The sequence below is a fragment of the Agromyces sp. 3263 genome, from assembly GCF_031456545.1.
GTDB lineage: Bacteria > Actinomycetota > Actinomycetes > Actinomycetales > Microbacteriaceae > Agromyces.
Genome location: NZ_JAVDUV010000001.1, coordinates 2,746,036 through 2,759,324 on the forward strand (window position 1 = coordinate 2,746,036; position 13,289 = coordinate 2,759,324).

Below are 13,289 nucleotides of genomic sequence, written 5' to 3' on the forward strand. Positions count from 1 at the left end.
GCGCTAGTCGCGCCAGGGCACCCCGCGCACCGGGTAGTAGCGGATGCCCGCGGCATCCCACCGCTCGCCGAGCCCGGCCACGCGCGCGAAGAACGCGTCCGTGTCGAGCAGCGCGGCGCCGCTGCCCGAGCCGGATGCCGGCGCCGCCGTCCAGCCGATCTCCGCGATCGCCGTGATGCGCGGGAACGCCATGAACTCGGCTTCCCCGAGCGTGCCGATCGTCTCGGTCCAGAGCGGCGCCTCCACGCCGAGCAGCTCGTCCTCGCCGATACCGGGCACGATCGCCGCGGGGTCCCAGAGGTAGGCCTCGTCGAGCGTGGTGGGCCCCTTCGCCCAGTCGAGGCCGAGGGTGCCGCCGAGCGGACCCTGCGGGTCGTCCACGTACTTCATGTCGAGGTAGGCGACGTCGGCGGGCGACATGATCACCCGGCCACCCTGCGCGACGAACGAGTGCGTGGCGGCGACCGCGTCCTCCTCCGGCTCCACGAAGCTCCAGTACTGGCCGATCGTGCCGGCCGGCAGCGCCGGTGAGGCGCCCATCTCGTGCCAGCCGATCACGGTCTTGCCGGTCGCCGCCCCGGCCGCCGCGATGCGCCGTACGAGGTCGAGGTAGTCCGCCTGGGGGGTCGAGAGCGATTCGTCGCCGCCGAGGTGCAGCCAGGGCCCGGGCGTGAGCTCGGCGACCTCGCGCGTGACGTCGGCGAGGAACCGGTCGGTGGCCTCCGCCCGCTCGGGCGAGGCGCAGAGCGAGGAGAACCCGACTTCGACGCCCTCGTACGGCTCGGGTGCAACCCCGTCGCAGTTGAGCTCGGGGTAGGCGCTGAGCGCGGCGTTGGTGTGGCCGGGCAGGTCGAGCTCGGGCACGACGGTGACGAACCGCTCGGCGGCGTAGCCGACGATGCGCCGGTAGTCGTCCTTCGTGTAGAAGCCGCCGCCGTCACCGCCCACCGAGGTCGACGCGCCGATGCGGGTGAGCTCGGGCCACGCGTCGATCTGGATGCGCCAGCCCTGGTCGTCGGTCAGGTGCAGGTGCAGCACGTTGAGCTTCAGCATCGCGATCGCGTCGATGTAGCGCAGCACGTCGTCGACCGGCAGGAAGTGCCGGGCGACGTCGAGCATCGCGCCGCGGTAGGCGAAGCGCGGTGCATCGGCGACGGATGCCGCGGGCACGGTCCATCCGCCGTCGGGCTCGCCGGTGACATCCGCCCGCTCGATCGCCACAGGCAACAGCTGCCGCAGCGTCTGCGTGCCGCGGAAGAGCCCCGCAGCGGTGGAGGCGGCCAGGCGCACGCCCTCGTCGCCCGACTCGAGCGTGTAGCCCTCGTCGGCCCCGGCGACCCCGTCGGGCGCCTCCCCGGCGGCCACCACGAACGCGAGGTCGGATGCCGCAGCCTCGCCGTCGACCACGGGCAGCGCGTAGCCCGTGGCGGCGCGCGCCTGCGCGGCGAACGTCTCGGCGACCGCGGCGGCGCCCTCACCGGTGGCGACGAGCCGGGACTCCGCGGTGAGCCGGAACGGCGGCGCGTCGTGCGTCTCGAACGTGGTGGGGGCGGGGACGATGCCGGTCACGGCGTCTCCGTTCTCGTCGGCGGTGCAGGCGGTGAGCGTGGTGGCGAGGGGGGCCAGCGCGGCGACCGCCGTGAGCGCGGCGGTCGTGGCGCGGATGCTGCGTCGGCGCATGCGTCCCCTGGTCGTCGTTCGGTCCGCCCGAATAAGGCAGGACTCCTTACAAACACGGTCGCGTCCATCCTCCCATGCGGCGACGCCGTATGACAGTCCCGATCGAGCCCGAGACGGCCGCTCGCGGCATCCGTTGCTATGCTTGCCAGCGTCGCGACTGGCGTTGAGATGGGTACCCATCGGGGAGCGACTGGCACGGACCGACCGCTCGCCTGGGCCGGTGCGCCTGCTGCCGCGCGAGTCGCGCTCGCAGCAGCACCCCTTCAGGTCCGCATGTCATAAGGAGCCAGTCTTGGCCGAATCCGTCTTCAATGCCCCCCTGTCCGAGGTCGACCCCGAGATCGCCGAAGTTCTCGAGCTCGAGCTCGGTCGCCAGCGCGACTACCTCGAGATGATCGCGAGCGAGAACTTCGTGCCCGTTTCGGTGCTGCAGTCCCAGGGCTCGGTGCTCACGAACAAGTACGCCGAGGGCTACCCCGGCCGTCGCTACTACGGCGGCTGCGAGTACGTCGACGTCGCCGAGTCGCTCGCCATCGAGCGCGCGAAGAGCCTGTTCGGCGCCGAGTACGCGAACGTGCAGCCGCACTCGGGCGCCACCGCCAACGCCGCCGTCCTGTCGGCGATCGCCACCCCCGGCGACACGATCCTCGGCCTCGAGCTCGCGCACGGCGGCCACCTCACGCACGGCATGAAGCTCAACTTCTCGGGCAAGCTCTACAACGCCGTCTCGTACGGCGTGAACCCCGAGTCGTTCCTCGTCGACATGGACGTGGTGCGCGACAAGGCCCTCGAGCACAAGCCGCAGGTCATCATCGCCGGCTGGTCGGCGTACCCCCGCCACCTCGACTTCGCGGCGTTCCGCGCGATCGCCGACGAGGTCGGCGCGAAGCTCTGGGTCGACATGGCGCACTTCGCCGGCCTCGTGGCCGCGGGCCTGCACCCGAGCCCCGTGCCGCACGCCGACGTCGTGTCGTCGACGGTGCACAAGACGATCGGCGGCCCGCGCTCCGGCTTCATCGTGTCGCGCGACACCGAGCTGGCGAAGAAGCTCAACTCCAACGTGTTCCCGGGCCAGCAGGGCGGACCGCTCATGCACGTGATCGCGGCGAAGGCCACGGCCTTCAAGATCGCGGCATCCGAGGAGTTCAAGGACCGCCAGGCCCGCACGATCCGCGGGGCGCAGATCCTCGCCGACCGCCTCACGGCCGACGACTCGCGCGCCGCCGGTGTGGACGTGCTCACGGGTGGCACCGACGTGCACCTCGTGCTCGCCGACCTCCGCAACTCGAAGATCGACGGCCAGCAGGCCGAAGACCTCCTGCACGACGCGCTCATCACGGTGAACCGCAACGCGGTGCCGTTCGACCCGCGTCCGCCGATGGTCACCTCGGGCCTGCGCATCGGCACGCCCGCCCTCGCCACGCGTGGCTTCGGCGACGCCGAGTTCACCGAGGTCGCCGACGTCATCGCGCTCGCGTTGCAGGGCGAGGCGGATGTCGCGGCGCTGCGCTCGCGGGTCGAGGCCCTCACGGCGGCGTTCCCGCTGTACCCGGGCCTCCAGCAGTAGGGAGCGGCATGACGGCCATCACCCTCGACGGCGTCGCCACGGCGTCCGCCGTCAAGTCCGAGCTCGCGTCGCGCATCGCGCTGCTGCGGGCGCACGGGGTCGTGCCGGGCCTCGGCACGCTCCTCGTGGGCGACGACCCCGGCTCGCGTTCGTACGTGGCGGGAAAGCACCGCGACTGCGCCGAGGTCGGCATCGAGTCGATCCGCGTCGACCTGCCGGCGTCGGCGACCACGCACGACGTGCGGGCGGCGATCCACGACCTGAACTCGGCACGCGAGGTCACCGGGTACATCGTCCAGCTGCCGCTGCCCGCCGGGCACGACGAGAACGCCATGCTCGAGCTCATCGACCCCGACAAGGACGCCGACGGGCTGCACCCGACGAACCTGGGGCGCCTCGTCCTGGGCATCGAGGGCGAGCTGCACTCGCCGCTCCCGTGCACGCCGGCGGGCATCGTCGAGATGCTCCGCCGCTACGACGTGCCGATCCGCGGGCGCCATGTCACGGTCATCGGGCGCGGCCTCACCGTGGGCCGCCCGCTCGGGTTGCTGTTCACCCGCAAGGGTCTCGACGCGACGGTCACGCTGACGCACTCGCGCACCGAGGACCTCGCGGCCGAGGTGCGCCGGGCCGACATCGTGGTGGCGGCCGTGGGCGTGCCGCACCTGGTGCAGCCCGACTGGATCAAGCCGGGCGCGGCGGTGCTCGACGTGGGCATCACGCGCGTGCAGGACGAGGAGACCGGCAAGGGACGGCTCACGGGCGATGTCGACCCTGCGGTCGCCGAGGTCGCCGGGCACCTCTCGCCGAACCCCGGTGGCGTCGGTCCGATGACCCGCGCCATGCTCCTCGCGAACGTGGTGAAGGCCGCCGAGCAGCGCTTGCGCCGGTAGCGCGCGCGACGAGCCAGAGCGAGAACGAACGCGAGCGGATGCCGCGGGCCGGGTGCCCGCGGCATCCGCTCGTTCCGCCTCGAACGCGATCCGAGCGTGCTCGGCACCACCCGTCGACCTGACCGTCGCCCGGCGTTCACCGCCCGTGCACCGCGCCGTCGTCGCGGCTGCATAGGTTCGCGCCATGACCCACGCCGAGCTCCTCGTCACGCCCGGCCGGGTGGCGCGAGCGGAGGGGGCCGACCGCGCCATCCGACCCGACGTGGTCGAGCACGCGGCGGATGCCCCGACCGCGCACGCGACGGCCGTGATCCCCGCCCGTGGCGGCTCGCAGGGCCTGCCGGGCAAGAACGTCGCCCGCGTCGGCGGGATCCCGCTCGTCGCCAGGGCGGTGATGGCCGCGCTCGCTGCGGCGCGGATCGCGCGGGTGGTCGTCACCACGGACGACGACGCGATCGCCGAGGCCGCGCGCGTCGCCGGCGCCGAGGTCGTCATGCGTCCCGCGTCCCTGGCTGGACCGACGGCGTCGAGCGAGTCGGCTGTGCTGCATGCGCTCGAGCAGCTCGACGCCGTCGACCCCGTCACCATCTTCATCCAGGCCACGTCGCCGTTCATCGACCCGGCCGACCTCGACGCCGCGGTCGACCAGGTCGTGCGCGGTCACCGCGACGCCGTGTTCTCGGCCGCGCCGACCCACGTGTTCCTCTGGCGTGAGGATGCCGCTGCCGGGGCGGTCGGCGTGAACCACGACGCCGCGCAGCGGCCGCGCCGCCAGGACCGCGAGCCCGAGTTCGCCGAGACCGGCGCCTTCTACGTGTTCCGCACCGAGGGGTTCCGCGCCGCGGGGCACCGGTTCTTCGGTCGCGTCGGCGTGCAGCCGGTGCATCCCGACCACGCCATCGAGATCGACGACGCCGCCGACCTGGACCGCGCTCGAGCCCTCGCGCCCCACGTCGACGCCGCGCTCGCCGAGGCCGGGCGGGGGATCGCCGGCCCGCGGCATCCGCACGTCGACGTCGACGCGCTCGTCACCGACTTCGATGGCGTGCACACCGACGACACCGTGATGGTCGACCAGCTCGGGCGCGAGACCGTGCGCGTGAGCCGCAGCGACGGGCACGGCGTGGCACGCCTGCGGGCGGCGGGCGTTCCCGTGCTGATCCTGTCGGCCGAGGAGAACCCGGTCGTGGGGCGCCGGGCTGAGAAGCTCGGCGTGGAGTGCGCGCAGGGCGTCGCCGACAAGGGCGCGGTGCTGCGCGACTGGGCGGCGGCACGCGGCATCCGCCTCGACCGCATCGCCTACCTCGGCAACGACCGCGGCGACCTGCCCGCGCTCGCCGAGGTCGGCTGGCCCGTCGCGGTCGCCGACGCGGTGCCCGACGTGCGCGCTGCGGCCAGGCACGTGCTCGAACGCCGCGGCGGGGAGGGCGCGGTGCGAGAGCTCACCGACCTCATCGTCGGAGCGAGGACCAGGGCTGGCGCGACCGGCGCCCGCGACGAGGAGGAGTGAGCGAATGGCAGCTGTGCGCATCGGTCGATCGGTGGTCGGCCCGGGAATGCCCGTCTACGTCATCGGCGAGATCGGCCTGAACCACAACGGCGACGTCGACATCGCCAAGCGGCTCATCGACGTGGCGGTCGAGTCCGGCGCGCAGGCGGTGAAGTTCCAGAAGCGCACGCCCGAGATCGCGACGCCCGAGCACATGCGCGACGTGCCCCGTGAGACGCCGTGGGGCACGATGACCTACCTCGACTACCGCCGACGCGTCGAGTTCGGCGAGGCCGAGTACCTCGAGATCGCCTCCTATGCGCTGCGCGCCGGGGTCGACTGGTTCGCGTCGCCGTGGGACGTGCCCTCGGTCGAGTTCCTCGAACGGCTCGATGTCGTGGCGCACAAGATCGCCTCGGCGTCGGTGACCGACCTCGAGCTGCTCGAGGCCGTCGCCGCCACGGGCAAGCCCGTCATCCTGTCGACCGGCATGTCGACCCTCGACGAGATCGACCGCGCCGTCGAGGCGCTCGGCACCGAGCGGCTCGTGCTCATGCACGCCACGTCGAGCTACCCGATGCCCGCCGAGGAGGCGAACCTGCGCATGATCGGCCGGCTGCAGCACCGGTATCCCGGCGTCCCGATCGGCTACTCGGGGCACGAGCGGGGACTCCAGATCTCGCTCGCGGCCGTCGCGCTCGGCGCCGTGGCCGTCGAGCGGCACATCACGCTCGACCGGGCGATGTGGGGGAGCGACCAGGCGGCCTCGCTCGAGCCGCAGGGCCTCGAGCACCTCGTGCGCGACATCCGCATCATCGGCGAGGCGATGGGCGACGGCGTGAAGCGGGTGTTCCCGGGCGAGGAGGCCCCGCGCGCCAAGCTCCGCAGGGTGCCCGCGTGACCGGTGGCACGCTGCTCGTCGTCGCCGACACCGACTCGTACGTGAAGTGGGGCGCGGCGCTCGCGTCGCAGCTGCCCGACGAGTGGGAGGCGCGGCTCGTCGTCGTCGCGACGCCCGCGCAACCGAGCGCACGCCAGCTGCGGGTCGCGCTCGCCGGCACGCGGTTCGCGCCCGCCGACGTCGCGGTGGTCGAGCTCGACGCGCTGGGCGACCTCGTCGACGGGCTGCGGCCCGATGCCGTGCTGCTCGCGCTGCGGGGTCCGCTCGTGCGCGTCGTCGTGCCGGTCGTCGGCGAACGGGCGGGCCGCCCCGTGATCGCGACCGGATTCCCCGGCCTGACCATTCCCGCGGCACGGAAGGCCGTGATCTACCGCGAGCGCACCGACCTCATCGTGCTGCACAGCCGGCGCGAGGTGCGCGAGTTCCGCGCGATCGCCGACGAGCTCGGGGTGCCCGTCGGACTCGGTCTCGCGACCCTGCCGTTCCTCCGGGTCGCGGCGCGCGAGCTCGAGCCGGCCGCCGCGCGATCGCGGCCGCCCGCGCCCGCTCCGAACGGGCCCGAGCGCATCCGGCCCGAGCGCACCGACCTCGTCTTCGCCGCGCAGGCAAAGGTGCCGTCCGAGCGCGACGACCGGGTGCGCCTGCTCGGCTGGCTCGCGGATGCCGCGCGCCGCCGTCCGAACCGACGCGTGGTCGTGAAGGTGCGCGCCCGCGCCGGCGAGGCCCAGACGCACGCCGAGAGCTGGGATTACGCGGACCTGCTCGCCGACCCGACCGTGCGTGCGCAGCTCGGAGGCTCGATGCCCCCCAACCTCGTCGTCGAGGACGGCCCGATGGCCGAGCACCTGGCGCGCGCGTCAGCGCTCGTCACCGTGAGCTCGACGGCGGTGCTCGAGGCGATCGCCGAGGGGGTGCCGGCGCTCGTCGTCGACGAGTTCGGGGTGGGCCCGAGGCTCATCAACACGGTGTTCGTCGGCAGCGGCCTGTTCGGCGGCGCCGACGACGTGGCGGCCGGGGCCGCGAGGGATCCGGATCCGGCGTGGCTCGACGACAACTACTTCCACGGGCCGGCCGCCGACGACTGGCTCGCCCGACTCGTGGAGCTCGTCGAACGCCGCCGGGTCGAGCCGTTGCCGCTGCCGCCGCGTCGGCACAACCGGGTGGGCGGCGCGGTGCGGCGCGCGTACGAGCGCCGGCGGATGCTGGGACCCCACGACCGGTCGCCGGGAGGCGCCGCCGCGATGGTGGTCGCGCTGCCCGTGCGCTGGGTGGTGCGCCGCATGCATCGAGTGCGTGCCGCGCTCGCGACGCTCAGCGCGAGGCCCTGACACCGGCCGGCGGGGTTTTCGTGCGGCGCCGCCGGCGGCCGGCTCAGTCGACGGGCGCCGTGTGCTCCTCGACGTGACGGAGGTACGCGGTCGCGTTGCGGCGGATGCCGTCGCGCTCGGCCTCGGACAGCTCGCGCCGCACCTTGCCGGGGACCCCGGCCACCAGCGACCCCGGCGGCACCACGGTGCCCTCGAGCACGACCGCGCCGGCCGCGACGAGCGACCCGGCGCCGATCACCGCGCCGTTCAGCACGGTCGCGCCCATGCCGATCAGGCAGTCGTCCTCGACGGTGCAGCCGTGCAGCACCGCACCGTGCCCCACCGAGACGCCGCGGCCGATCGTGAGCGGGAAGCCCGCGTCGACGTGGCCGACCACGGCGTCCTGCAGGTTCGCGTCCTCGCCCAGGCGGATGGGCTCGGCCTCGGCGCGCAGCACCGCGTTGTACCAGACGCTCGAGCCCGCGGCGAGGTGGACGTTCCCCACGATCACGGCACCGGCGGCGACGAACGCGCCGTCGTTCACGACGGGGGCCGGCACGCCGGCGATGGTGAGGATGCGGGCGGAGGGGTCGGCGCTCATGGCGTCAGCCTACGCGCGCCGCGCGTTCAGCCGTCGGCGCGGGGTCGACGCCGGACGGCGGCCGTGATCAGGCGGCCGGCCGCCCCGACCGCGAAGACGACCATCCCCCCGATGACGGCCTGCACCGGGAGCGTGGCGACGAGCACGAGGCATCCGATCGCCCCCGCGATGTTCAGCCAGCGCGGTACCCGGCGTTCGGAGGCAGGCTGGGTGAACGCCGACGCATTGGCGACGAGGTAGTACAGGAGCACGCCGAAGGAGCTGAACCCGATCGCGCCCCGAAGGTCGACGACGAGCACCAGCCCGACGATCGCGACGGCCACCGCGATCTCGGCGACATACGGCACGTGCGATCGCGGATGCACCGCCGCGAGCGGCGCAGGCAGCTCGCGGTCGCGCGCCATCGCGAGGGTGGTGCGGCCGATGCCGGCGATGAGCGCGAGCAGGGCACCGAGCGCCGCGACCGCGGCGCCGACCTGCACGATCGGCACCGCCCAGTCCCAGCCGCCGACCTGGACGAGGTCGGCGAGGGGAGCGTCCACGCCGGCCGCGAGGTATGCCGCGCCCAGGGTGAGCAGGAGCACGATCGCGACGGCCGCGTAGATCGCCACGACGATACCGAGCGCGATGGCGATCGCCTTCGGGATCGTGCGGGCGGGATCGCGCACCTCCTCCCCGAGCGTGGCGATGCGGGCGTAGCCCGCGAAGGCGAAGAAGAGGAGTCCCGCCGACTGCAGCACGCCGTACGGGTCGGCGCCCGCGGCTCCCAGCAGATCCTGCTGCGGCGGGATGCCGTCGCGGGCCAGTCCGGTCGCGCCGGCGACGAGCACGAGCGCGAGCACGGCCAGCACGACGACCACGATGACCGTCGCGGCCCGTGCGGTGCGGGTGATGCCGAGCAGGTTGACCGCCGCAAGCACCACGACGGCCGCCACGGCGACGGGCCGCTCCCAGGCGGTCGGCACGAGGTAGTCGGCGGCCGTGAGCGCCATCGCCGCGCAGCTCGCCGTCTTGCCGACGACGAAGCCCCACCCCGCGAGGAACCCCGGCCACTCGCCGAGCCGCTCCCGCCCGTACCGGTAGGCGCCGCCCGACTCGGGGTAGCGTGCGGCCAACTGCCCCGTCGAGCTCGCGTTCGCATACGCGACGAACGCGGCGATCACGAGGCCTGCGAGCAGCCACGGGCCGGCGGCCGCGGCGGCCGGCTGCCACACCGCGAAGACGCCGGCGCCGATCATCGACGCGAGGCCGATCGCCACGGCGTCGCGGAGTCCGAGGCGGCGGGCCAGGCGCCCGGGGGGCGGGGGCGGAGTCGCGGTCACGCGGGAACCCTACTCCACGGGCGTGAAGTGCTCGTCGCCGAATCGTAGGATCGACGCATGCCCGCCGAGCAGACGTCCACGCCGTCCCACGCCGCCGTCGACCGCGTCACCGCCGCACTCGCTGCGCAGGGCGTCGAGCCGCGCGTCGTCTGGTTCGATGACGCCGTGACCACCGCACAGCTCGCCGCCGACGCCCTCGGTGTCGAGGTCGGGCAGATCGCCAACTCCCTGGTGTTCACGATCGACGACGAGCCGATCCTCGTGCTCACGTCGGGCGCGCACCGCGTCGACACCGAGTGGCTCGGTGAACGTCTCGGCGGCACCATCCGTCGCGCATCGAAGGAAACCGTCAAGGAGGCCACCGGCCAGGTGATCGGCGGCGTCGCGCCCGTCGGTCATCCCGCGCCGGTGCGCACGATCGTCGACGTGCAGCTGGCCGACTACGACGAGGTGTGGGCCGCCGCCGGGCACGCGAAGACGGTCTTCCCGACCACGTTCGACGAGCTCGTGCGCATCACGGGCGGCACGCCGAGCCACGTCGAGGCTTCGGCATGACATCCGACGTGGTCGCCTGGCCGCGCGCCGCCGGCCCGCTGACGCTCCGTCCGCCCACGAGCGACGACCTCGACCAGGTGCTCGTCTGGCGCAACCGGCCCGACGTCATCCGCTGGCTGCTGCGCACCACGGTCGACCCCGAGGCGTTCCGCACGGCGTGGCTGGACACCGTCGACGACCCCGACCAGCATGCCGTGGTCGCCCTGCTCGACGGCGCGGTCGTCGGAACAGGCTCGCTCGACGTGCGCGACGGCATGGGCCAGTTCGACGGCGACGCGTGGCGAGGCGCCGAGGGGCAGCTCGGCTACTGCATCGATCCGACGCACGCCGGCAGGGGGTACGCGACCGAGATCGCGCGCGCCCTGCTCGACCTCGCCTTCGCTGAACTCGGGCTCCACCGGGTGACCGCCGGGTGCTTCGCCGACAACGTCGCCTCGTGGCGGGTCATGGAGAAGCTCGGCATGCGACGGGAGCAGCACGGCGTGCGCGACTCGTGGCACGCCGAGCTCGGCTGGATCGACGGATACACCTACGGCATCCTCGCCGAGGAGTGGCCGCCGGCGTCCTGACGCGCGACGCACGGGGCACCGCGCACCGGGCGCCGGCGCCGGCGCCGGCCGCAGCCTACGCGTCGCGGCGCGCGCCCTGGCTCGGGTGCACGACGAAGACCGACGGCTCGCGGTAGCCCCGCTCGGCGAACGCCGCGAGCACCTCGCGTGTGACGACCGGCACGAGGTCGTCGATCATGAGCGCGATGGCCGAGCCGCCGAAGCCGCCGCCCGTCATGCGCGCGCCGATCGCGCCATGCGCCTGCGCGGTCGCGACCGCGAGGTCGAGCTCGGGCACCGAGATCTCGAAGTCGTCGCGCATGGAGACGTGCGAGGCGTCGAGGAACGGGCCGATCGCGCCCGGTCCCTGTTCGCGCAGTGTGCGCACGGTATCGAGCACGCGCTGGTCCTCGGTCACCACGTGTCGCACCCGACGGAACGTCTCGTCGTCGAGCAGTTCGGCCGCACGGCCGAGGTCGTCGTGGCGCACGTCACGGAGGGACTCGACGCCCATGGCGCGGGCGCCCGCCTCGCAGGATGCGCGTCGCGCGGCGTACCCGCCCGAGGCGTGCGCGTGCTCCACCTTCGTGTCGATGACGAGCAGGGAGAGCCCGTCGGCCGTGAAGCCGAGCGGGATCACGTCGGCGTCGAGGCTGCGGCAGTCGAGGAAGACACCGCCGTCGGCCTCGCCGAGGAGCGACGCCGACTGGTCCATGATTCCCGTCGGCGCCCCCACCACGCGGTTCTCGGCGAGCTGGCCGACCTTCGCGAGCGTGGGCCGGTCGAAGCCGAGGCCCCAGTGCTCGTCGAGCGCGAGCGCCACGGCACTCTCGATCGCGGCCGACGACGAGAGGCCGGCGCCGACCGGCACCGAGCTCGCGACGTAGAGATCGACCCCGCGCACGTGCTCGAGGTCGGCACCCAGCTCCCCGAGCGCCCAGGCGACGCCCAGCGGATACGCCGACCAGCCGCTGATCGCGTCGGGCGCGAGCTCTTCGAGGTGGATCTCGACGGCGTCGGGGGCGAAGCCCGACGCGACGCGAATCACCCGGTCGTCGCGGTCGCCGAGGGCGACGGCCGTGCGCTGGTCGATGGCGAACGGGAAGACGAACCCGTCGTTGTAGTCCGTGTGCTCGCCGATGAGGTTCACGCGTCCGGGAGCGGACCACACGCCGATGGGCTGCCGTCCGTACCATTCGGCGAACCCGTGCATCGCCTCCGTGACCTCGTTCATGCGTCGACCTCGACCTCCCCGATCGCGCGGCGCAGCGCGCCGGCCTGTGACTCGGGCGTGACATCCCCGATCCATGCGCCCATCGCGGCCTCGGAGCCGGCGAGGTACTTGAGCTTGTCGGCGGCCCGGCGCGGGCTCGTGAGCTGGAGCATCAGCCGCACCTCGTCGCGTCGCTCGCTGACGGGGGCCTGGTGCCAGGCGGCGATGTAGGGCGTCGGGGTGTCATAGAGCCGGTCGACGCCGCGGAGCAACGTGAGGTACAGCGAAGCCAGCTCATCGCGCTCGGCGAGGGTCGTTGCCGCGAAGTCGGGCACGTGCCGGTGGGGGAGCAGGTGCACCTCGATCGGCCAGCGAGCGGCGAACGGCACGAACGCGGTCCAGTGCTCGCCGCTCAGCAGCACGCGCGGCCCGTTGCGCTCGCGCTCGAGGATGTCGGCCATGAGCGTGGGGCCGTAGTCGTCGATCGCGGCGAGCAGGCGTTCGGTGCGCGGCGTGACGTACGGGTAGGCGTAGATCTGGCCATGCGGATGCGGCAGCGTGACGCCGATCTCACGTCCGCGGTTCTCGAAGGGGAACACCTCTTCCACTCCGGGCAGCGCCGAGAGCGCGGCGGTGCGCTGCGCCCACGCCTCGATCACGGTGCGCGCCCGCGAGACGCCGAGGGTGCCGAAGGACCCCTCGTGCTCGGGGCTGAAGCAGACGACCTCGCAGCGCCCGACCGACGTGAGCGTGCGCTCGAGCCCGACGCTGCGGAGCGAGGCCAGGGCGTCGGCGGCAGGAGCGGCCGGGTCGGACAGCTCCGGCCCGAACGACGGCGAGCGGTTCTCGAAGACGGCCACGTCGTAGCTGCTCGGGATCTCGGACGGGTTCGTGGCCGTCTGCGGCGCGAGCGGGTCGGCGTCGGCGGGCGGGAGGAACACGCGGTTCTGGCGGGCCGCCGCGATCGAGATCCACTCGCCGGTGAGCGGGTCCTGTCGCATGCGGGCCGTGGCAGGGCGAGGGTCGAGCGTGCGCGCGTCGACGGCGCGCTCGGGCGGCAGCGTCGTGTCGGCGTCGTCGAAGTAGATGAGCTCGCGGCCGTCGGCGAGCGTCGTGGGGCGCACGGCGATGCGCGGGTCGACGATGGCGTCGAGCCCCGCGGTGGCGTCTGGTTCGGTATCGGGCACGCGCACACCCTACGCGACTTTCGTTT

General features: G+C 73.6%; 12 protein-coding genes. 7 read left to right on the forward strand and 5 right to left on the reverse strand.

Annotation, left to right across the window (positions count from 1 at the left end):
• Window positions 1-3 precede the first annotated feature (3 nt).
• Entirely contained in the window at window positions 4-1,680 is a 1,677-nt protein-coding gene (locus J2X63_RS12525; protein WP_309977530.1) for a family 20 glycosylhydrolase, read from the reverse strand.
• A 292-nt stretch (window positions 1,681-1,972) separates the two neighbouring features.
• Here J2X63_RS12525 and glyA point away from each other — a divergent pair, with 292 nt between their 5' ends.
• The 5 genes from glyA to J2X63_RS12550 all read left to right on the forward strand — a co-directional run bounded on the left by glyA (window position 1,973) and on the right by J2X63_RS12550 (window position 7,858).
• Complete coding sequence (gene glyA / locus J2X63_RS12530) at window positions 1,973-3,247, forward strand: serine hydroxymethyltransferase (RefSeq protein WP_309977533.1); 1,275 nt, start codon at window positions 1,973-1,975, stop codon at window positions 3,245-3,247.
• 8 nt (window positions 3,248-3,255) lie between these two features.
• A complete protein-coding gene (locus J2X63_RS12535; protein WP_309977535.1) occupies window positions 3,256-4,140 on the forward strand; it encodes a bifunctional methylenetetrahydrofolate dehydrogenase/methenyltetrahydrofolate cyclohydrolase in 885 nt (294 codons plus the stop codon).
• 184 nt (window positions 4,141-4,324) lie between these two features.
• Window positions 4,325-5,650: an acylneuraminate cytidylyltransferase gene (locus tag J2X63_RS12540; protein WP_309977537.1), complete on the forward strand. Its 1,326-nt coding sequence runs from the start codon at window positions 4,325-4,327 to the stop codon at window positions 5,648-5,650.
• A 4-nt stretch (window positions 5,651-5,654) separates the two neighbouring features.
• Entirely contained in the window at window positions 5,655-6,530 is an 876-nt protein-coding gene (locus tag J2X63_RS12545) for an N-acetylneuraminate synthase family protein (protein ID WP_309977538.1), read from the forward strand.
• The gene (locus tag J2X63_RS12550) at window positions 6,527-7,858 is read left to right on the forward strand and encodes a DUF6716 putative glycosyltransferase (RefSeq protein WP_309977540.1); all 1,332 of its coding nucleotides are present in this window, start codon (window positions 6,527-6,529) and stop codon (window positions 7,856-7,858) included. Before J2X63_RS12545 ends, J2X63_RS12550 begins: the two co-directional genes overlap by 4 nt.
• Window positions 7,859-7,901: 43 nt before the next feature.
• Here the strand turns inward: J2X63_RS12550 and J2X63_RS12555 are convergent, their stop codons facing one another.
• Window positions 7,902-8,438: a gamma carbonic anhydrase family protein gene (locus J2X63_RS12555; RefSeq protein WP_309977542.1), complete on the reverse strand. Its 537-nt coding sequence runs from the start codon at window positions 8,436-8,438 to the stop codon at window positions 7,902-7,904.
• 26 nt (window positions 8,439-8,464) lie between these two features.
• Window positions 8,465-9,760 carry an APC family permease gene (locus J2X63_RS12560; protein ID WP_309977544.1) on the reverse strand — a complete coding sequence of 432 codons (1,296 nt, stop codon included), beginning with the start codon at window positions 9,758-9,760 and terminating at the stop codon, window positions 8,465-8,467.
• Window positions 9,761-9,817: 57 nt separating this feature from the next.
• Here J2X63_RS12560 and J2X63_RS12565 point away from each other — a divergent pair, with 57 nt between their 5' ends.
• Both J2X63_RS12565 and J2X63_RS12570 read left to right on the forward strand, forming a co-directional pair.
• The gene (locus J2X63_RS12565) at window positions 9,818-10,315 is read left to right on the forward strand and encodes a YbaK/EbsC family protein (RefSeq protein WP_309977546.1); all 498 of its coding nucleotides are present in this window, start codon (window positions 9,818-9,820) and stop codon (window positions 10,313-10,315) included.
• On the forward strand, window positions 10,312-10,884 hold the full coding sequence (locus J2X63_RS12570; protein ID WP_309977548.1) for a GNAT family N-acetyltransferase: 573 nt from the start codon (window positions 10,312-10,314) through the stop codon (window positions 10,882-10,884). Before J2X63_RS12565 ends, J2X63_RS12570 begins: the two co-directional genes overlap by 4 nt.
• Window positions 10,885-10,939: 55 nt before the next feature.
• Here the strand turns inward: J2X63_RS12570 and galK are convergent, their stop codons facing one another.
• Both galK and galT read right to left on the reverse strand, forming a co-directional pair.
• Complete coding sequence (gene galK / locus J2X63_RS12575; RefSeq protein WP_309977550.1) at window positions 10,940-12,097, reverse strand: galactokinase; 1,158 nt, start codon at window positions 12,095-12,097, stop codon at window positions 10,940-10,942.
• Entirely contained in the window at window positions 12,094-13,263 is a 1,170-nt protein-coding gene (galT, locus tag J2X63_RS12580) for a galactose-1-phosphate uridylyltransferase (protein WP_396133134.1), read from the reverse strand. Before galT ends, galK begins: the two co-directional genes overlap by 4 nt.
• Window positions 13,264-13,289 lie beyond the last annotated feature (26 nt).